At 35.7% G+C, this 21,740-nt stretch carries 21 protein-coding genes and 1 riboswitch; of the genes, 1 reads left to right on the forward strand and 20 read right to left on the reverse strand.

Features of this window, described 5'->3' with window-relative positions; genetic code table 11:
- Positions 1-99: 99 nt before the first annotated feature.
- The 18 genes from PBV87_RS12545 to mreB all read right to left on the reverse strand — a co-directional run bounded on the left by PBV87_RS12545 (position 100) and on the right by mreB (position 18,295).
- Positions 100-1,485, reverse strand: coding sequence for a flagellin N-terminal helical domain-containing protein (locus PBV87_RS12545; protein ID WP_271012503.1), 1,386 nt, complete (start codon positions 1,483-1,485; stop codon positions 100-102).
- Between the two features lie 151 nt (positions 1,486-1,636).
- Complete coding sequence (csrA, locus tag PBV87_RS12550; protein ID WP_271012504.1) at positions 1,637-1,861, reverse strand: carbon storage regulator CsrA; 225 nt, start codon at positions 1,859-1,861, stop codon at positions 1,637-1,639.
- A gap of 4 nt (positions 1,862-1,865) precedes the next feature.
- Entirely contained in the window at positions 1,866-2,300 is a 435-nt protein-coding gene (fliW, locus tag PBV87_RS12555; RefSeq protein WP_271012505.1) for a flagellar assembly protein FliW, read from the reverse strand.
- Positions 2,301-2,591: 291 nt separating this feature from the next.
- Entirely contained in the window at positions 2,592-3,824 is a 1,233-nt protein-coding gene (gene flgL / locus PBV87_RS12560) for a flagellar hook-associated protein FlgL (protein WP_271012506.1), read from the reverse strand.
- 168 nt (positions 3,825-3,992) lie between these two features.
- Entirely contained in the window at positions 3,993-5,672 is a 1,680-nt protein-coding gene (gene flgK / locus PBV87_RS12565; protein WP_271012507.1) for a flagellar hook-associated protein FlgK, read from the reverse strand.
- 9 nt (positions 5,673-5,681) lie between these two features.
- A complete protein-coding gene (flgK, locus tag PBV87_RS12570; protein WP_271012508.1) occupies positions 5,682-7,376 on the reverse strand; it encodes a flagellar hook-associated protein FlgK in 1,695 nt (564 codons plus the stop codon).
- Between the two features lie 11 nt (positions 7,377-7,387).
- A complete protein-coding gene (locus PBV87_RS12575) occupies positions 7,388-7,897 on the reverse strand; it encodes a flagellar protein FlgN (protein ID WP_271012509.1) in 510 nt (169 codons plus the stop codon).
- Positions 7,898-7,904: 7 nt separating this feature from the next.
- Entirely contained in the window at positions 7,905-8,174 is a 270-nt protein-coding gene (flgM, locus tag PBV87_RS12580; RefSeq protein ID WP_271012510.1) for a flagellar biosynthesis anti-sigma factor FlgM, read from the reverse strand.
- A 185-nt stretch (positions 8,175-8,359) separates the two neighbouring features.
- The gene (locus PBV87_RS12585) at positions 8,360-8,773 is read right to left on the reverse strand and encodes a hypothetical protein (protein WP_271012511.1); all 414 of its coding nucleotides are present in this window, start codon (positions 8,771-8,773) and stop codon (positions 8,360-8,362) included.
- A gap of 13 nt (positions 8,774-8,786) precedes the next feature.
- Positions 8,787-9,509 carry a ComF family protein gene (locus PBV87_RS12590; RefSeq protein WP_271012512.1) on the reverse strand — a complete coding sequence of 241 codons (723 nt, stop codon included), beginning with the start codon at positions 9,507-9,509 and terminating at the stop codon, positions 8,787-8,789.
- A 273-nt stretch (positions 9,510-9,782) separates the two neighbouring features.
- Positions 9,783-12,017 carry an SF1B family DNA helicase RecD2 gene (gene recD2 / locus PBV87_RS12595; RefSeq protein ID WP_242847644.1) on the reverse strand — a complete coding sequence of 745 codons (2,235 nt, stop codon included), beginning with the start codon at positions 12,015-12,017 and terminating at the stop codon, positions 9,783-9,785.
- 11 nt (positions 12,018-12,028) lie between these two features.
- A complete protein-coding gene (locus PBV87_RS12600; protein ID WP_271012513.1) occupies positions 12,029-12,370 on the reverse strand; it encodes a hypothetical protein in 342 nt (113 codons plus the stop codon).
- Positions 12,367-13,638 (reverse strand): DUF1576 domain-containing protein, encoded by a 1,272-nt coding sequence (locus PBV87_RS12605; RefSeq protein ID WP_271012514.1) that lies wholly within the window; start codon positions 13,636-13,638, stop codon positions 12,367-12,369. Before PBV87_RS12605 ends, PBV87_RS12600 begins: the two co-directional genes overlap by 4 nt.
- Before the next feature lie 171 nt (positions 13,639-13,809).
- On the reverse strand, positions 13,810-15,000 hold the full coding sequence (gene metK / locus PBV87_RS12610; protein WP_053983191.1) for a methionine adenosyltransferase: 1,191 nt from the start codon (positions 14,998-15,000) through the stop codon (positions 13,810-13,812).
- A 144-nt stretch (positions 15,001-15,144) separates the two neighbouring features.
- A riboswitch (SAM riboswitch) is annotated at positions 15,145-15,249 on the reverse strand.
- Positions 15,250-15,313: 64 nt separating this feature from the next.
- Positions 15,314-15,685 carry a rod-binding protein gene (locus tag PBV87_RS12615; protein ID WP_271012515.1) on the reverse strand — a complete coding sequence of 124 codons (372 nt, stop codon included), beginning with the start codon at positions 15,683-15,685 and terminating at the stop codon, positions 15,314-15,316.
- 15 nt (positions 15,686-15,700) lie between these two features.
- Positions 15,701-16,507, reverse strand: coding sequence for a flagellar hook-basal body protein (locus PBV87_RS12620; protein ID WP_271012516.1), 807 nt, complete (start codon positions 16,505-16,507; stop codon positions 15,701-15,703).
- Positions 16,508-16,521: 14 nt separating this feature from the next.
- Positions 16,522-17,289, reverse strand: a complete 768-nt coding sequence (gene flgF, locus PBV87_RS12625; RefSeq protein WP_271012517.1) for a flagellar basal-body rod protein FlgF — start codon at positions 17,287-17,289, stop codon at positions 16,522-16,524.
- Positions 17,282-18,295 (reverse strand): rod shape-determining protein, encoded by a 1,014-nt coding sequence (mreB, locus tag PBV87_RS12630; RefSeq protein WP_053983187.1) that lies wholly within the window; start codon positions 18,293-18,295, stop codon positions 17,282-17,284. Before mreB ends, flgF begins: the two co-directional genes overlap by 8 nt.
- 658 nt (positions 18,296-18,953) lie before the next feature.
- On the opposite strand from mreB, the gene PBV87_RS12635 reads away from it, so the two are divergent.
- Positions 18,954-19,145 (forward strand): hypothetical protein, encoded by a 192-nt coding sequence (locus PBV87_RS12635; protein ID WP_271012518.1) that lies wholly within the window; start codon positions 18,954-18,956, stop codon positions 19,143-19,145.
- 864 nt (positions 19,146-20,009) lie between these two features.
- On the opposite strand, the gene PBV87_RS12640 is transcribed toward PBV87_RS12635, so the two are convergent.
- Positions 20,010-20,135 (reverse strand): hypothetical protein, encoded by a 126-nt coding sequence (locus PBV87_RS12640; RefSeq protein WP_271012519.1) that lies wholly within the window; start codon positions 20,133-20,135, stop codon positions 20,010-20,012.
- A gap of 3 nt (positions 20,136-20,138) precedes the next feature.
- On the reverse strand, positions 20,139-21,740 hold a 1,602-nt coding region (locus PBV87_RS12645), incomplete at its 5' end, for an S-layer homology domain-containing protein (RefSeq protein ID WP_271012520.1).

The following is a 21,740-nucleotide window of genomic DNA, read 5'->3' on the forward strand; positions in this document are numbered from 1 at the left end:
AACAAGACTTAGTTTAATCTTTTTTAGAGTATTCACTTATATTTTATTTTAAAAAAGAGGACTGAGATTCTCTCAATCCTCTTACAGAGTTAAATTTAATTATCTTAATAATTGAAGCACTTGTTGAGGTGCTTGATTTGCTTGAGCAAGCATAGCTTGTGAAGCTTGTTGAAGAATGTTATTTTTGCTCATAGCCATCATTTCTTTAGCCATATCTACGTCACGAATACGTGATTCTGCAGATGTTAAGTTTTCTGATGATGTACCTAAGTTATTAATTGTATGCTCAAGACGATTTTGGAATGCACCAAGTTGAGAACGTTGTGCTGATACTTGTTTCATTGCAGCATCAATTACTTTAATTGCAGAGTCTGCACCTTTAGAACTTTCTAAGTTAATTTCTTTAATACTTGTTTCCGCTGTACCTAAAGAGTTGCTGTCAATAGTACCAATATTAATAGACATATTTTGGCCTTCATTTGCACCAATATGTAAGTTTGCACTATTATCATTTACTACGAATGATAATACATCTCCCGTTGCACCTAATTTAGTATTATCTAACTTAATAACTGTACCTTCATATTCCATAATATCATTATTAATTTTAATATCTTTAACTACCTCTGAATATGTACGACCATCCGTATTCAGTTTTTCTAATTTTACTACAACTTCTGTACTATCAAGATTAAGTACTGAACCTGCATTCAAATTTTTGATATTACTATCTTTAACTGTAATCTTCGCATCTTTTCCAAACTCTTCTGCTACAAATTTAAGCTTATTAGTAGCTTTTTCTGTTTTTAATGCTATCCCTTCTTTCTTCAGTGCTTCATTTATTGAGTTAACTAAATTATCAAGAGTATCTCCTGAGGCTGAAATTGATTTCTTTTCACCAGCTATTTCAATTTCAAATGTAACTTTTGAACTTGCATTCAATGTATCAAGATCACCTGCTGTTTGTACATTTCCTTTAGTTCCCTGTGTTGTAACATTTACCTTATATGTACCTTCTCCAAGTTCTCCCACTTCTCTTACATCTTTTGTATTAGCAGCAATACCTAGATCACCATTTAGAAGTTTTTTAGTATTGAACTCTGTTGTATTAGCAATTCTATCAATTTCCTCTGTTAATTGTTTTACTTCTTTTTGTAATTCCTTTCTATCATCATCTGTGTTTGTATCATTTGCAGATTGAACTGAAAGTTCTCTCATACGTTGAAGGATAGAATGTGTTTCATTTAAAGCACCTTCAGCTGTTTGAATTAATGAAATACCATCTTGAGCATTTCTTGATGCTTGGTCAAGACCACGAATTTGTCCTCTCATTTTTTCTGAGATTGCAAGGCCTGCAGCATCGTCCCCAGCACGGTTAATACGAAGACCTGAAGATAATTTTTCCATTGATTTTTGAGCATTTACTTGGTTTGAACCCATTTGTCTGTGTGCATTGATTGCTTGCATATTGTGATTGATAATCATAATAATATTCCCTCCTTGGAATGTTCGGCATCCTTGCCTATTTTTTAGATTTGTTTTGTCAAAAGTTAAGTATGGCTATTAACTTTTGTTCAAAATATATATCGACTTATTGCGGGACAAGTTTATAGGCTATGACAATTTTTTTATAAATTTATTTAAAAAGTTGTTGTAAGCTTTTCATAGTATCTACTGAGCTAATAAGTGCCTCTTGATTATTATGTTCTATTTCTATATAAACTTCTTCTCTGTGAATACTTACATCCTTTGGAGCAGTAATCCCTAGCTTTACCTTTCCATCTCGTATATCTAAAATACGTATTTCTATATTACCATTAATCATAATAGCTTCATCCTTCTTACGTGTTAATGCAAGCATCTCTTTAGCCCCTTTCTTGAATCAGTTCAATCAACTTATGTCTCACTTGATAATTTTTACCTTCTACAATAGCTTGTACACCTAGCCTTCTAGTTGTATGTATGAGTAATGGTGCTTGTAGATTGACGGTTGTTTCTTCTATAGGTTGTCTAACTGCAACTATATTGTAGAGTGCAAAGTCTTCTGTCTTGCCTCCACCTAGTTTCTCAAAATAACTTTCTCCTATACATGGTGCATAGTCTGATTTTACCCATTCTGGACTAATAATGGTAAAAGCAATTGCCCCTTCTTCAACAGATTGTAAATAACAGAACTTACTCTCTTCATCTTCGATTAGAATGAACTTTCTTAATGTCTCAAATCCTGGGATACCTTCTTTAAATTCTATGATTTTATCTTTATCAATTTCTATTCTTCCAAAACGTGTTTGTAGTGTCATATACTCTCCTACCTCTTTTCTCATCATACTTATATTTTATCTAATTATTTAAATTCGAGTAAAGTTTAGCTTTCGTTTGAATTCTAGGATAGTCCCTTTATCCTTATTGTACTGTTTTGATATGCAAAAAGCTATAGGACAATTTTCTTTGTACTATAGCTCTTGAAATCAATATCTTATATGCAATTTTATATGTCTTTATAGATATTCGATATCCTTTTGTTTCTATTCACGTTTTCTTCTATATAGTACTCGATTCTTAGTAAGATAGAACCAGAATCATAGCTACTACTATCTTAAGAAATCTGCAAGGGTATTCATAATAATTTTAGACGTTGCTTGTAAACCACTTTGATAAATCATGTATTGGGTATTGAATTCTACATACACCTCTTCTAAATCTACATCTTCTGTATTTGAAAGAAGCTCTGTAAAGTTAGTTTTATCATCTTTTAGACGAGATTGTGTATACTCAAGTCTATTTTGTTTACTTCCTAACTCTGCTGTCATCTCTGAAGTTTCTTTAAGACGATTATCCATCTGTTCAATCATATCTGTAAAGATTTGATTGAGTTCTTCATCTGTTAAGCTCTTATCACTGAGTTTATCTAGCATACCTTCTATATTATTAAGTAAGTTATTCATCATCTCTGGCATACCAAGCGTATTCACGTCTAAGGTATTATTAACACCTATTTCATATTCAATACGTTGCCCCTCTGTATAGCCATGTACTGCTGGATTAAGTACCCCTGCTGGAAACATCTCACCTGCTGGGAGTGTGGTACCTGTTGGTATTGTCGTATTTACCTTTAACTCTGTTCCTGCTGGAATCGTAACGGTTACACCTAGCTTTTCTGGTGGGTTAGCTGTACTTGCTTTAATCGTTACTGTACCATCATCATTGACTACAACTCTTTTTGAGTCCTTTGGATCCACTGTCACTTTTGTACCAGCTGGTAGCGTAATATCTTCTGTAACAATAGTATCTGCTGATAACTCTAAATCACTTTTTAGTGTCATATCTCCTGTAAGTTTAAGGTCTGCTTTAAGCTCTAAGTCTTTTTCTAACTTTGTTTCTTTTTCTAAAAATACAGGCTGATCTGTTTTATACCCTGAGAATACATAACGCCCTGCATAAGTAACATTAGCTTCTTGTTTAAGCTGATTATAGAGTTGCTTCATATCAGATACGATTTTTTGTCTATCTTCTGATGTAAGTGTCCCATTACTTGCTTGTACACAACGTGTACGAATATCCTTAATAATCTCTGTTGCATTCTTTAATGCTGCTTCTGTCACTTCCATCCAAGATGTAGCCTCATCTACGTTACTTGCATGTTGTGTAGCTTCCATTACATTTAATCTTAATTTAAGTGAACGTCCTGCAATGATTGGGTCATCTGATGGACGTTGAATCTTCTTAAGTGTGTTCATCTGATTATAAAGGTTATTCAGATTGCCCATATTGTTATACATCGTATTCAGTGAGCTGTTTTGAATCATTCCTTGTGTAATTCGCATGTTGCACCTTCTTTCTTAATTGGTTATTTATCAATTCACCTTGTCTCGTCGTCTATTCTAATTAAACATACTCTGCTCTTATTAATGTGTGCTATTTTACTCTTCTTTTATCTAAAAATCATATATAGCTAACTCAAGTGCCTAAAATCTCTATGTTATTATTTTTGCTTACCAGTTACCAAGTTTGAATATAGTTGTTTCATAAATGCCATCCATCGTTGTTAGTACTTTGGCTGCTGCTTGATAAGCTTGATTATATTTAACTAAGTTGATAAATTCTTCATTTGGGTCTACTTGAGAAACACTTAACCTTTGATTTTCTATAGTTGTCGTCACATTTTTTTGTGTTTTTTGATACATGGCTGCTTCTTTGGCATTGATCCCAAGTTCACTAAACATAGAAATCATAAAGTCTTTTGGATCGCCATCTTTAAACATTTTATTGTTATTCTTTTGTGCACCTAGAGCAAGGAGTAAGTCATTGCTACTTGGATTTGGATTGCTCCCATCAACTGGGTCATGTTCAAAGTTAGTACGGATATTACTTGCACCTTCATAAACCGTATCAGACACTGAAAATTGCTTAGCTGTCATTTTGCTGTAGTCAATTTGTGCTGCACCTGTAACTGGGTCCACAATAATATCGCCTTTAGCATCTTTTAAAAGCATATTTTCTATACTTACTGGTGTTTTACCGTTACCTTCTGTATAGCTAAAGAGTGCATGCTTGGGAATTTTTATGATTGTACCATCATCTAGTGTTAAGTCTGTATAAACTTGTCCGCCATCTGTTCCAGCTTGGTTATAGACATCATTCATGCTCTTTGCAAAGGTTTGAACGAACTGATCTAACTTATTGATATAGTATGGAATACCTTTGTAAGTGATAGATGGATCTTGTTGTTCACCATTCATAGTAAAACTACTACTTCCTCTACCGTCACGCATGTCGATAATCCCTTTTAGCTCTCCCGAAAGGTCCTTATCATCCATATAGAAAGGAAGACCATCTTCCCACTTAATATCATATAAACCATCTGCATCTTCTGGATTTTTCTTCTGACCCTCTGTTCTTGCAGAAACTTTAAGTAAACGTCCATAGGTGCCATCTACTAATACTTGACCATTGAGCTTAATTTGGAATTGCTTATCCACCTTACCATCTGGTCTTGTAACATCTACTTCTTTAGCATCGATATTTACAATTTGAGAGAGACGATCCACACAGAGTTCTCTATCATCTCTTAATGTATTAGCGATATCACCATTTAGCTCTGCACGATAAATTTGATCATTTAAACTTGTAATACGTGTCACAAGGTTGTTGATTTCTTCTACCTTAGCTTTCATCTCAAAGTTCAAGTCACGTTGATACTCTGTTAACTTCTGTGCTGCAGAATTATAATATTTAGTAAAACTAATAGACATTTGTCTAAGGGCTTCTTGGCGCTCTCCCTCTGATGGCAACTTAGAAAGGTTATCGATTGCTGTAAAGAAGTCATCAAATACCTTCGTAAAGCCTGTATCACTTGGTTCACCAAATACGCTTTCAATAATACTGTTTTGTTCTGCTTTGATTTTATATTCACCTAACGCTGGTTTTTGTCCCCACATCTTTTGATCTAGATAAGAGTCTCTTACACGTCGTACTTGTGTAGTATCTACTCCAGTTCCGATCATTCCTCTTCCGTAACCTGGCATAGCACTAGAAGCACGTTGATCAAGTACTTGTCTTGAGTAACCTTTTGTTGCTGCATTGTTAATATTATTAGAAGTTACAGCTAGCCCTCTTTGTGCTGCAAAGAGGCCTGTTGTCGCTATATTCATTTCAAAAAAAGCCGATCCCATAAGTTCCTCCTATAGTTTGTTGATTATAGTATCCATCATCCCATCTAGCATATTGACCATTCTGGCTGCTGCATTATAGGCATATTGGTATTTAAGCATATTAGACATTTCCTCATCTTGTGAAACAGCCCCCATTGCCATACGATCATTATCAATGCTTGTTACAAGAGTGTTTTTCTCTTTGATCTTATTCTTGTATTCTGAGCCTTCTGAACCTACTTCAGATACAATCTCAGCATAGAAGTCCATGAAGTTAGAGTTTTTACCATTTGGTGCACTTGTTGGTGCCTTACCATCTGCTGTACCCCAACCACCTTCTGGCTCTCTTGGCCACTCACGTGTCTTAGACCATTCATCTAAAAGCTTGGTTACCACACTATTATCACCAATATTATCTGGATCACCATCTACCGTTCCAAGTTTATTGTAGCCACCATCTTGAAGAAGCTCTGGATTCACTTGAATGTTACCTGCTGTAAGATGTTTTTTAATAGCCACGCGATAATCTTTCATAGCTTGATTGTAGGCTTCTACATCATCTGGATAGTCTTCAAGTTTTGGTTGTGCAGGTAACTTGGTACCGTCTGTAGAATTCTTTGGTACAAACATAGGAATCCCCATTGCACCTTTATGATCCCCTATTCCTGTTCCACTTAACGTATCATTGACTACATTAGCAATCTCTCCAACAAGCTCAGAAAGTTGTTTTTGTAACTTAGGAATAACGAAGCTATTCCCTAATTTATCTACACTTTCTTTATTATTAAGGGCAATATTATCCCAGCTTGTATTACTATCTGCTGCCATAGGCCCTCTTGCTATAAGTAAACCTTTTAAGTAACCTGTATCATCACCTGTACTACTACTTACAACAGAGTTTAGGTTGTACACCTCTTTGCCCGTATCACTCCATACTGGTACGACAAATCCTGAACCATTTGGAAGGACTTTCGCTTGTAACTCAACTACAAAAGGTCCATCTATTAAGTTTCTTCCTTCTGTTTTCACATTGACTCTACCATCTTTATCTTCAGAGTAATCAATATCTATGTAATTTGAAAGTTCATCTAAAAGCAGGTTACGTTGATCTCTTAAATCGTTGGCACGATCACCATTAACTTCTGCTTTTGCAATTTTATCATTTAAATCTCTAACGCTATAAAGCATATCATTGATTTCTTTAATAGCATCTTTAACTTGTGTATTTACGTGTTGTTGGTAGTCACCTAAGCCACCCATAATTTGATTGGCACGCTTCATCAAAACATCTGCTGTTTGAATAAAGGCAAGACGCTCTTCTACCCCTGATGGATTGGTAGATAACTTTTGCGCTTGCTTCCAGAAGTCTTCAAGCATCCCACTAATAGATGCCCCATAAGGTTCATCTAATATGGATTCAATCTCTGATGTAGCACTTTGTTTAGCCATATAGAAATTAAGCACAGAGTTTTCCGTACGAAAACGCTTATCTGCGAATTCATCTCTGATTTGTCTAATTTCTGTAACGGATACACCCATCCCTACTTGCTGAAGTCTACCACCATTTTGTCCTACCGTCATATAGCCTGAATCATGTTGTAGTGCTTGTTGTCTTGTATAACCTTTTGTGTTGACGTTGGCTATGTTATGTCCTGTAACTTGTAACCCGGTCTGTGCCGCCTTGAGACCTGATGTCACACGGCCTAAGCTAGCAATTGATGACATCTTCCCACCTCCTATTGTCTTTTGTCAAATAAACTACGTGTTTGAAGTGTTTCTTCTTCTCCTGGTCTGCCATAATTGACTGGAATTTGAGTCATCTTCGTACTTTTTATAGCATTGATAGTAAAGTTCACGTAATCCAGTGATTCTTCTAGAACCATCTTATTAATTTCATTTTGAGTTTTAAGCTGTTCCATAAGCTCTAAGATTTCTTCTCTTACCTTTAATAAATCTTGGCTAATTTCAAGCTCCATCCCCATCTTTTCCATGAGTTTTGTTAAAGTGAGTTGTTCATATTTGAGCCCTGTTACAAGTGCAATATCCTTCAGCATACCTTCTCTCTTTTTATCTAAAAGATTCAGTCTACCGATAAACTCTTCCTCCTTCTCTACAATTTGACTAAGGAGTTCTAAGTTTTTGTTTTGTACAGACTCTGTTTTATATGTAGCGAGGGTCACAAGACCCTCGTAGCATTCTTGCTGGTGTTTTAATATTTCTAATAAATCGTATACAATTCCTGCCATTATCTTTCTAGCCCTTCATATCGAATCTACTCATAATTTTTTCACTTACCTCTTGCATGTCTACATTATAAGTTCCAGAACTGATACGTTCTTTAATCGTATCCACTTCCTTTTGACGCACATCTGGTAGTTTTTTTGCTGCATTTAATGCATATTGATAGTCTTTTGCTAGCGTTGAAAGTTGAACTTCATCTTGCTTTTTTGTTTTGATTGGTTCCATCTTCATTTGTTGAGTCTTATAAATTTCTCCAATACGATTTATGCCTGCCACTCTCATGTCTTAGACTCCTTCCTTCTCTTCCATTTTTCAACTGTACTATATATATCGGTCCTTTAGCTTGATACTTTATAATATTAAAGTATACCTTTCTTTTAAAAAATAAATAAGGACTTAATAGAGAAGTATACACTTGTATACTATACACTCTATTAAATCCTTATTTTTTATGTACCTTTTTATATTTATCTTCTCACACCTGGGTTAAAAGAACGCATTTTTGCCGTAGCTTCTTGTTCTGTAAGTCGTGTATCTCTAATACTTTTTGCTGCACTTCCTAAGTCTGAGCTTAATTTAGCACGACATTTATCACACAGTCTCCCTGTACGTATCTTTGTACCACACTGTTCACAGCTTAGTGTAATAGGTGAGCCTGGCATAACTTCTAGACGCCCTTCTCTTAAGTAACGCTCTAACATTTTCACACTTGCACCTGTTTCATGGCACACTTCTTCCATGGTAGCACCTACATTTTTTCTTAAATAAGCCTTTACTACTTGGAAAAGTTCTTCTTCATCTTTCTTACACTTTGGGCAAAGTGGTGCACCTGTAATGTACTGAAAGATTTTCCCGCATCTTTTACATGATTTAACTTCCATGATTTCATCCCTCCTATATAGCTAAACAAACTGTTAATACATAAATATCTTGAATTTGAATAGATGTTTCTTGTTTAAGTGCTCTAATACATTCTGCTACAGTACTTCCTGTTGTATAGATATCATCAATAAGTGCAATATTAATCGGCACATTACCTTCTATCTGTAAGTCCTGCTTCGTATCCTCTTTAACCCTAATGGCTTTATGAATGTTCTTTGCACGTTCTTCTTTCTTACACGCAGACTGTGGCTTTGTATCATAAGCTCTTTCAAGTAACTCCAACACAGGTATACTTGTGTCATTACTCACTTCGTGCGCTAAATCAAAAGCTTGATTAAAACCTCTTTCAAAATATCTATGCCTAGCAATTGGTACAGGAATTAAACAATCAATATCTAAATGTTCTCTTTGAATAAGATTAGCCATGAGAACACTATAACCTTTTGCATATTTCCGAATACCCGTATATTTCCATCTTAATACACTTTCTTTATAGAAGTCAACATAGGGAAAAAGTGCCAGAATACGTGTTACACCTCTTGGCACTTCATTACAGTAGCTGCACACACTAGAATCCACACTATAAGGCTTTCCACACCTCGGGCATAGATTCCTTTCTAATAATGCTTCCTCACAATGAAGGCACAGTCCTACTTCACTATTTTCTTTTATAAAACTCCTGCATACGATACATTTATTAGGGCACAGCCACTCTCTTACTACTTCTAAGAACATCTCTTTTCCCACTTTCCTTATATTTCATTAATTAACGGGTCATTTCTTAAAAGTTTCTGATGGAGTGAAAACTTAGTAATTTAGGTGATGGGCTGTAGGCAAGTTGTTGTATGGAGACTTTCTCCGCAACCTTTTTAGAGAGGCTTAGAAAATGTAATCAAACTGGTTTTAGGGAAATGTTTGAGAAAAAGTGTTGTTCTTTTTCGAGTTTTGACTGTTAGACTAAAAGTTGGAATACAACAAGCTTGACTACATGCCCTCACTCCCTAGATTTTATATAAGTTGCTTCAAATGTATCGCTAAGCTAGAGTAACGTTCAAGCTCTCTATTATTTTCAATCATACGCCCTACTGTATCTTTAATCCCTACAATGACAACCATTTTCTTTGCCCTAGTTACTGCAGTGTAGAGTAAGTTACGGCTAAGAAGCATAGGTGGTCCGCTATGGATTGGTAGGATGACTACAGGGTATTCACTTCCTTGTGATTTATGAATGGTAACTGCATAAGCCAGTTCTAATTCATCTAACTGGTTAAATTCGTATTCTACTGTTTTTTGATCATCAAAGATAACAGTTAGTATTTCTCTACCTAGGTCAATATCTTTAACCATACCGCAGTCACCATTGAAGACGCCTATCCCTTCATCCAGCGGATAGCCTGTATGAGCATAAATCTTCCATGGGGTATTGTAGTTATTTTTAATCTGCATGACCTTATCCCCTACACGGAATATATTATCTCGGTAGTCCTTCTCAATCTTGCCTACTGAAGGTGGGTTAAGAGCTGCTTGGAGGAGTTTATTGAGTTCATTGACTCCCAATAAACCTTTGCGCATAGGTGCAAGAACTTGTATATCTTTGAGGAAATCTACTTTTTGGAACTTCGGAATACGTTTCATAATCAGTTCTACAATAGTCTCTTGAACTTGTTGTTGCATACTTCTATTCATAAAGAAGAAATCCGTATCTTTTTCATTACATACAGGTTCTTTCCCTTGGTTAATACGATGGGCATTCATAACAATGGCACTTTCTTGTGCCTGTCTAAAGATTTGAGTTAAGCGTACAACTGGAAGGCGTTCACTCTTAATCATATCTTTAAGTACATTCCCAGCACCTACTGATGGTAGCTGGTCAGCATCTCCAATAAGGATTAATCTTTGCCCTTCTTGTACTGCTTGTAAGAGGGCATACATTAAATTCACATCGACCATGGACATCTCATCAATGATGACAACATCTGCTTCCAATGGATTTTCATCATTACGGTTGAACATTTGTCTACTACTATCTTCTTTAAGATAACCAATTTCAAGGAGACGGTGTATAGTCTGTGCCTTCATCTCAGTAGCTTCACTCATACGTTTTGCCGCACGTCCTGTAGGCGCTGCAAGGAGTACTTCTTCATTGGCCTTTTCTAGCATATGAAGGATTGCCTTAATAGTTGTAGTCTTCCCTGTACCTGGCCCCCCTGTTAAGATGGTGACCCCATGCATCAATACGTAGCGCACTGCTTCTCTCTGCTCTTCAACTAACTGAATAGAAAGTTCTTTCTCTGTTTGCTTAAGTTCCTTATCAAAGTCAAAAGGCATTTCTTTGTCATAAGTCGCTGCTAAATCGATCAGCTTCCTTGCAATAGAGACCTCACAGTGATAAAGCCTACTTAAGAAAACACAAGCTACATTATTATAATTTTTGACAATGATTGCTTTTTGTATTCCAAGTTCCATCATGGCATGGTCTACAAAATCTTCTGTCACACCAAGTAACTGTAAACTCTTCTCTACAAGAATATCTCTTGGCATATAAGTATGTCCCTCTAACGTATACGTATTAAGAATATAAAGAATCCCTGTCTTAATACGTTGTGGATCATTCTTATCGATTCCAATCTGTGCGGCAATCTCATCGGCCTTTTTAAAACCAATACCAAAGATATCTTCTGCTAATCTATAAGGATTACTCTTAATCACTTCTATAGTCTTATCTTTGTAACGTTTATAAATTTTGATGGCATAGGTTGGTGTAATCCCAAACTCTTGTAAGACAAGCATGGCATTACGTAGTTCATGCTGTGCACGGAAGACTTCGCTAATCTCTAACGCTTTTTTCTCACTAATCCCTTGAATCTGAGAAAGGACTGTTGGCTCACTTTCTATAATACGGAAGGTATCTAGACCAAAATGCTTGACAATCTTCTTTGCTGTTTTAGGTCCAATCCCTTTAATAGCACCTGAAGCCAGATAACGTTCTATACCTTGTACAGTCTTTGGAATACTTCTTTCAAAAGTATCCACTTTGAGTTGCTTTCCATAGATAGGGTGGGTAGCCCATTGGCCCACAATACGTATTTCTTCTCCAGGATGAATGCCTAGCATACTTCCTACACAAGACACTTCTTCTCCTTCATATTCAATTGTACATACTGTATAACCATTTTCTTCGTTTTGATATATGATGTCATCGACGACACCTTCTATAACTAATTGTTCTTCCAATTTATCCACCCTATCCTTTGCTATTTCCTACGTATAAGTTCTAGTTGTATCTTCTCCTCATCATAACCAATATTTGCTTCATCAATCATGGTTCCTACAAGTCCTAATTCCTCTGAACTATCTGTTTCACCTGCAAGCTCCCAGTAGTATTCTTCCATTTCTCGTTCTCTTGGGTAACTTAGAAAACGTTGTAAACGTTTGACACAGAGTGCTATATCATCTAAGGCTATTGCTTCTACCATTATGATCTCACGATCTACTAAATTATTAATTTTAATCTCTAAACTTTGTGCTTGATGTTCTAAGAAAAAGGTTGTTAATTCATCTACCATCTTAGAAATCTTTTTTACTTCATGTCTCACGCTTTATTCTCCTTCTTAAATGCATCAATAACAGGTATTAAAATAGCTGCTATGATACCTCCTGATAATCCATTGTTATATAACATTAATCCACCATGCAAAGCACCTATATTTTGTATAAGTGTAGCATGTAATATACCTGCCAACATCCCTATAATTGATCCATATTCACCAGCTATAGGTGCAAGGGTTGTCCCAAATAGAGCTGAAATAATCAACATAGAGGTAGAAGTATCTATCTTAAAGAAGTGCCATCCGAGTACTACACCTGCTACAATGGGCCATACATTCCTTGGATGCTTACCAAAGCTTCCAAATCCCATTACTGTCAGCATCGCTGCAACAACTGGTCCATTAAAACTTCCATCTAATATGAATATAAATCCCATACACATGAGGCCTAAAAATCCCATATTCATTAAACTGAGCCCAAAACCATCTTGCTTGATCATATCTGTAATCAATCTACCTGAATGCTTCATTAAATGTTTATAGCCTTTAAAGCTCTTATCATTAATACAGTAACCTATTATAATCAGTGCTATACAATATAACAATAAGAAAATAACCACACGCCAATCATTACTTTCAAGTAGTGCATAATTTTTTGTTACTACAATATTTGCTTCATTAATTAAGGCATAGACTAACATCCCTACAAATCCAGCTGCAGTTCCCATGTTATATAGGTTATATCCTGAGTGAAATGTTACAAAACGAGAAGATACGGTTGGCATAATGAATCCAATGAATCCACCTACTAATGCCATGATCACCAAGGCTGCGATTACATTAGGTCCCATCATCTCGCCAATCAGGCTTGCAACAGGGCTAAAAGCTGTGGAAAACATATTAATGATGACTACATTTTTATAAGATATACCATGATATCTACTATATATATAGCCCCCAAAATAGAATGTCCATATATTAAACATATTTTTACCCATAAAGCTAAATCCTGTTAGCAAAAATAATGCTGCAATAATGATCCCATTCGGCTTTAATTCCAATCGCTTAATAAGCCATAAATTTACTAACAATACCACTGCTGCATTCAAAAATGTAGCGCCTGTTCCAGCAATCAATAAGTAATCCGTTAGTAAAATATCATTTGACTTATAAATAGTTCCTATCCCTTCAATAAGCTCCTTGGGACTCGTTGTAATCAATGCAAAGAGTACCATCGCTAATGGAAGGATATAGAGTACGTTATACATGGTACTTCTTGATACTTCTTTTTCTCTCGTAATCTTAATTGTATTCATGCAAGCTCCTCTACTATTTTTATTAGTACTTTTATTTTATCATATGTAGACAAACTTTTTAAGTACATAACAGAAATGTAGAGGCCTTCTCTTACAATATTAAAAGGCCTACTTCCCTCAAAGTAGGCCCTTTCTATTCATAATCTATCCCGTTATATCTATTTGTATATCTTAGTGAGCTGCTAATTTTTTAAGCGCTTCTACTTTATCTGTTTGTTCCCATGGAAGGCTTACATCTGTACGACCAAAGTGTCCATAAGCTGCTGTTTGTTTGTAGATTGGTCTTCTAAGATCAAGCATTTTGATAATACCTGCTGGACGAAGATCAAATGTTTCTCTTACGATTTCTACAAGTCTTTCATCACTTACTACGCCTGTACCATGTGTGTTGATTAAGATAGAAACTGGTTGTGCTACACCGATTGCATAAGCAAGTTCGATTTCACATCTATTTGCAAGTCCTGCTGCTACAATGTTTTTAGCTACATAACGTGCTGCATAAGCTGCTGAACGGTCTACTTTTGTTGGATCTTTTCCAGAGAAAGCACCACCCCCGTGGCTTGCATAACCACCGTAAGTATCTACGATAATTTTACGTCCTGTAAGACCTGAATCCCCTACTGGTCCACCGATTACGAAACGACCTGTTGGGTTGATAAAGTATTTTGTTTCATCATCTAAAAGTTCTGCTGGAATGACGTGTTTAATAACATGTTCCATAAGATCTTCATGAATTTGTGCTTGTGAAACTTCTTCAGCATGTTGTGTTGAGATAACAACTGCATCTACTCTTACTACTTTATCTCCATCGTACTCTACAGTTACTTGAGATTTACCATCTGGACGAAGGTAGCTAAGTGTACCGTTTTTACGTACTTCTGTAAGACGACGTGTTAATTTATGTGCTAATGAAATAGGCATTGGCATAAGCTCTGGTGTTTCATCACAAGCAAAACCAAACATCATACCTTGGTCCCCTGCTCCTGTTGCTTCAATGCTTTCATCTGACATTTCATTATTTCTTTTTTCTAATGCTGTATCTACACCCATTGCGATATCTGGTGATTGCTCATCAAGCGCTACCATTACACCACAGCTGTTGCCATCAAAGCCAAAGGCTGGGTTGTTGTAACCAATCTCATTGATTGTATCACGTGCAATTTTGTTGATATCTACGTAGCAGTTTGTTGTAACCTCTCCCATTACAAGTACTAAACCTGTTGTGACAGCTGTTTCACACGCTACACGTGCTTGTGGGTCTTGTGCATAAATTGCATCTAAAACTGAATCAGAAATCTGGTCAGCGATTTTATCTGGATGCCCTTCTGTTACTGATTCTGATGTAAATAATCTTCTTGCCATTTTCAAAATCCTCCTTTAATACGGTTGTGAATTCAACATAAGCGATGTATTTTAAAGGTTAGATGGTTGAATGCTTGATTTAAGCTAAAAAAATAAAGGCCTCACTAAATGAGGCCTTGTCTGCTTGATCGTAAATACGATACATCCTCATCTTACAAATGCTACTGCACTTGTGGGAATTGGCACCCGCGATCTACACTGGTTGCCGGGTTTCATAGGGCCCTGTCCCTCCACCTCTCTGGATAAGAATTACTCATCGCTATTTAATTGTTGAGTTTATTATATAAGTGATTACTTTTATTTGTCAAGTAATTTATTTTTTATAGTTCTGTTGTGTGTTATAAGCACCTGTTATCTGTTTATACATACTGTCAGCTAAACCAATACCACCAGCATCGCACATAATTTTGCATTGTTCATCCACTAAATAACTTTCAAACATCTCTTCATAGTCACCTTTAGGAATCAATCTTTCTCCCATTTCTGTTGAAGATTTCATTTGTTTAAACAGGCTAGAAAGCATATATTGTTCGATTTGTTTACATGCATCTTTTAATGCTTCATCATCTTTACTTGCAATAGCATCCTGAAGCACTGCTTCAAAATCTGTATTTTCATTTTGTGTTTTTTGAAGTTCTAGTTGACTTGTAAGCGTTGCATTTAAATTAATCCCTGAAATACTCATTTAGCTTCCTCCTACTTAACCACGTTTAAGTTCATTTGCTTGTTGAAGCATAGTATCTGCTGTTTTAATCGCTGTAGAGTTAAGTTCATAAGCTCTTTGGGCTACAATTAGATTAACCATTTCATTAGCTACATCTACGTTTGAACCTTCTAATACACCTGATTTAATAATACTTCTTGTAAGTCCATCTTCTTCACTTTCAACACGTGCTACACCCGATGCTGCTGTCTCCATAAACATGTTGCTTCCTGCTGCTTCTAAACCTTCTGTATTAGAAAACTGTACAATACGTAATTGTGCAATATCCATACGCATCCCTGTCTCTTCATCCATGTAAGAAATCATACCGTCTTGACCAACGATAAGTTTATCTACACCAATTCCACCATCTACAACAATAGGTTCTTCATCTATAGATACAACTGGATGTCCATCTGTTGTAACGAGAGCATAGTTCCCATCATCTAACATAGCCATTCTGAAGTTACCGTCTCTTGTATACATATATTCATCATCTTGCATAATAGTGAAAAAACCTTTACCTTCAATGGCCATATCCGTGGGATTACCTGTTCTTTGGATGGTACCTTGTGTATACATACGACTACTTGAACCGATACGTACACCATGTCCTACTTGCATAGTCGTTGGGGCATTTGTTTCTGCTTGATTGCCCATTTTTGTATAAAGTAAACTTTTAAAATTAGTTGTTTCTTTTTTGTAACCTACTGTATTTACGTTTGCTAAGTTATTTGAAATCGTATCTACATTTGTTTGTTGGGCTGTCATACCTGAAGCAGCCGTCCATAATGATCTCATCATTTGTCTTATACCCCCTATACACGTCCTACTTCATTTACCGCTTTACCAAGTAAATTATCATGAACTTGAATCATCTTTTGATTAGCTTCATATGCTCTTGAAACAGTGATCATATCTACCATCGCTGTTACTGGATTAACATTTGAAGCTTCTATGTACCCTTGCATTACACTACCTTCAAAAGGTTCTGCACCACCATTTGCTAAGTAAAGATTATCTTCTCTTTTAGTTAAACCTTGATTGTCATTAAACTTTACTAAAGCTAATGTATCAATTTTCCTACCATCTACAGTAATTGTGCCTTTTTCTCCGACAGCAAGCTTACCACCATTGGTTAAATAATCTTCTCCAAACTCAATAGGGCCATCTTCTCCCATAACCGCATAACCTTCTTTGGTTACAAGTGCACCCTCACCATTAATAGAGAATTTCCCATCACGGGTATAAGCCACTCCATTTGGTGTTTGTACTGTAAAGAAGCCGTCTCCTTGTAAAGCCAAATCCACTAAGCCATCTGTCTTTACTAATGAGCCTTGTGCAAATTGAGTATAGATTTGATCCACACGTGCACCAAAGTTCATTGATCCAATTGCTCTGTCATTTGGAATATTGTTTTCCATGTCTTTGAGTCTGTAAGTCAGTACTTCATTAAATGACGCTATGACTGCATCATCTTTTTTATAGCCGGTTGTATTCACATTGGCTAAATCATTAGAGATGACATCCAGTTTTTTCGTCTGTACATTCATACCTGTTCCAGCAATATAAAGACCTCTAATCATATGCATTTCTCCTTCTATTTTTTCTAGAGTACTTGTATTCTACAAATAGACCTGTTCCAACTGCAACACAAGAAATAGCTTCATCTGCAATCACAGCATTGATCCCTACTCTCTCGGCAATAAGTTTGTCTAATCCATAGATAAGGCTGCCACCGCCTGTTAAAACAATGCCTCTATCTGATATATCGGCAGCAAGTTCTGGAGGCGTAGTCTCAAGTACGTCTCGTACTGCCCATACAATCTCATCAATTGGTCCAGCTAAGGCCTCTTGTATCTCATCTGAAGAAAGCACAATATTTTTCGGAAGCCCAGAAACTAAGTTACGTCCTTTAGCTGTCATCTCAACAGGGAAGTCTCTTGTATAAGCTGTTCCAATGTTCTTTTTAATCTCTTCTGCTGTTCTCTCACCAATTAACATCCCATGTTTTTTACGTAAATAAGTCATAATCGCTTCATCAAAATTGTCCCCAGCAACTTTGATAGATTTATTTACAACTGCACCACCTAAAGAAATAACTGCAATATCAGCTGTCCCACCACCAATATCTACAATCATGCTCCCACATGGTCTACTAATATCAATACCAGCACCAATAGCTGCTGCAATAGGCTCTTCAATGATATCAACTTTCCTAGCACCTGCTTGTCTAGTCGCATCCTCTACTGCACGCTTTTCTACCTCTGTAACCCCACTAGGTACACATACCGCAATACGAGGTTTAATAAGTCTTGGTCCTATTGCCTTATGAATAAAATATTTAAGCATTTTTTCTGTGGCTTCATAATCATCAATAACCCCACGTCTTAATGGTCTGATAGCCGTAATATTTTGTGGCGTACGCCCAAGCATAGCTCTTGCTTCTTCTCCCACAGCAATGACTTCACCTGATTTATTATTAATGGCTACAATAGATGGTTCTTGTAGCACAATCCCTTGACCTTTTATATAAATAAGAACAGAAGCTGTTCCTAAATCGATCCCTATGTCGGCTCCTCTTCCAAACATATATAGTGTTCTCCTTTACCTGTTGTCATTTTTCACCATAAAATTACTTTAATTATACCTCAATCCTACATCTAATGCAAAATATTTACTTTATTCATCATGTTACAACTAGCTTATAACACACCTAAGATTTATATGTACTTTTTATAAAAAAATTACAGTTCATTTAAAGATAACAAAAGTACCAAATAAATATTTTATGGGATGAAAACCTTTAATATGTGAAGTAACCCGACAGCACTACGTATGCTCTCCCTTTCGCTTTTGCCCAAATGGTTTAAGAATGTGTAAACTTGGTGTTAATATATAACTGTAGACACAAAAACTTGAACAACTTATAATAACTCCTATAAGATAACCAAGCTGTTCGACATGGCTAGAAATCAAAAATTATATCCACCAGAATTTAAGCAACAATTAGTTGACTTCTATAATAATGGTAATTATCCCCGCCCTCAATTAGAATAAGAATATGGCATTTCAAAATCTACTATCGTAGGAAGAGTTAAAAACCTTTCTCTAATTAAAGTTGCTGATTCAGAAACAATATCTATGAAAGAATATAAGGCCCTCAAAAAATGCGTGAGCTTGAAGTACAGATTGAAATACAAAAAATCTATAGGGGAATATGGTATTGATATCAAATCAAATCTAATACATGGTTAAACAATTATACAATGCCTTAAAGTTTCCAAGAAGTACATACTATAATACTTTAATAAGTAAGCCGTCTAAGAAGCAACTCAAATACGAAACATTTAGACAAAAGGTTATCGATAAATTTAATCAATATAGGCAACCTTATCGAGCAGTTAAACTACAAAAAGTTCTATCAAGAGGCAGGTACTAAGTGGTTTATAGAAATATCTATCACGATTTCGATGAAGCTGATAAAGCTATCTTTGAATATATAGATTTTTGATATAATAGAATGGGGATTCATAGTAGAATTGGTTTAATGGCTCCTCAGTAAAAAGAAGATGAGTCATTAATAGTTGTATAAAAGATTCGACTTTTTGTATCCAAAGTATTGACCTAGGTCCACAAACCTATCATTGGATTTATCACCACTGTACATATCAAATGCAATCAAACTATGAACAACACCTGTAGAGTCTACATAAATATCACCTTTTCACTCTGTAATAAAATCTTTGTTGCTGATAAGATTTTTGGAAAAGTCTTCAAACCTTTCATAATTCATTTCTTAGATGGTGCTGAGCTACAGATCAATTGTCAGCAGATTTCTTTCAAAAATAACGTTGACAGATAGGATCAAATCATTCTTTCTTATAGTAAATAACTTCTTGTATTTTACTTTTGTACACTTATTCGGATTTCAAAATATAATCGGTTTCGTATACTTCTACCTGCCATTCCTATTTCTGCAATATAGTCATTTTCAAGTTGCCACATATGTTAATCATTCTCTCTGAAATCACCTCACTTAACCTTGTAGCATCTCCACAAATGTTATATACCTAATTTCAATAAATAAAACGACAGTGTTGATCTCTTTAATTTCAAAGTCCAACACTGCCATTTTTCTTTTTGTGATATTTAATTATTCAATTGGTACTTTCAGTACATTGCACATATGAAACATATTAAAAATAGTTTTATTATTATATGAGTAAGTTCAAAAATAGAGCATTTTAATCTCTTGTAATACTATGTAAGCTTTTATTTTTTATAACATCGTGTGCCCTATAGCTTAAATCTCTTGGTGTTTCATTGGTTTCCTCATAAGTGTTAAAGGTATACCTAACACATCCGATAATTTGTTTTTCTGTAAGGCCTTTCCATATTCATAGTACATCCACTTTCCAGAATCTTTCATCCTCTAGTCTTGTGTGAAATCGCGATCGATCATCAGCTCTACAAAACGTTTTAGCACTGTAGCAACTTCAGCTCTGGTTGCTATACCTTGTGGAAAAAATTTATCTCCGTTTTTCCCACTAATAACACCTGCCATCTGCATTTGTTTCACTGCATCCTTTGCATAAGGGTTAATTTTTACATTGTCTACAAACGTGAATGCTTTGTATGACTTTGGTAGATTAAAGCCTATTGCTTTAGCATAGTTTTTTATAATTACTGTCATCTGTTCACGGGTAATCGGCTGCTCTGGTGCAAACTTACAATCGCCAATGCCGTTTATGATTTTGTTTTCAGTTGCCCATTCTACATAGCCCATATAGTAGGCATCATCTTTCACATCATAAAATCTACTCTTTGTATATTTGCTTACATCTACTTTTGCAAGCCTTCCAAGGGCAGTTACAAACATTCCTCTTTTCATAGCTGTCTTTGGCATAAAAGTTGTAGTAGTAGTACCATTGAATAGTCCACGCGCTACTATAAATTCAATATTTTCCTTTGCCCAGTGATTTGTAATGTCAGTGAAGTTTGTGTTTATGGTTTTGTATCCAACTCCATAAGTTGAGAAATGGCTTGTGGTAAAGCGAAGAACCTTGCTTACACAGTCATAAACAGAGTTGGTTAGCCACTCTATCTTACCATTTGTATCGACATACACTGCATGAACATTACCTGCTTTTTCGTTTGAGCCTAGTGTGTATGGGATTTCTAGCATCACGTTTCCCGTACCGAAGTTTGACACCTGCTTACCTGAACCGTAGTTTACTTTAAGTTCAAACACAGGCCTAGATCCAATAGCTGTCTTTGCGTTACCTGCTAGCTTGTTGCTATCCAGCTTTGTTATAGTTACATTGACATCAGCTTTGGCTTGCTTATTAATTTCTTTTATAGTAGCTAAATCCATTTTTATTTTAATATTTGGATTATATGCTACCTCAATAGCATATATATTTTTCTTACTTATGATAAAATCCTGCACGCTTTGGGGCAAATTCACCGTCACACTATTTAATATTTTGTTTCCTGTATTTTTATTCAGTACAAGAGTAATACCATTCACTTTTTTATTGGATCTCTTTGACTCAACAAGGGCTTCGTTGTAGCTATCTTTAATGTTTTTATCTGTGATCCTTATAATAGTATCCACAACTGGATTATTTCCATTTTCGGTTGGATGTGGGGTTACGGTGATAATAGTGTTATCGCTAGAACTACTATCGGTGGAAGTACCTCCTCCAGAATTATTTTCATCTGCATAAGTACCATCCCAATTTAAATCTTCAGGAGCTACATTTGAGTCATTTGATCCTGATGTAAAATCCTCTGACAGCGAATCTCCCGAACTAATTTCTTGCCAAATCATAGTGTTTCCATCAACATTTGGTAAACGCCCTTTGTTCATAGGAGAAGTTTCAACGTGTGGTAAATCATCTTCTACATTTGGGTCGTCTGAACCTGATGTAGAATCCTCTGACAGTGAATCTCCTAAACCAATTTCTTGCCCGATTGTAGTATTTTCATCAGAATTTAATAAACTCTCTTCTTCAACATGCGATAAATCATC

Source organism: Holtiella tumoricola, from assembly GCF_027857615.1.
GTDB classification, from domain to species: Bacteria; Bacillota; Clostridia; order Lachnospirales; family Cellulosilyticaceae; genus Holtiella; species Holtiella tumoricola.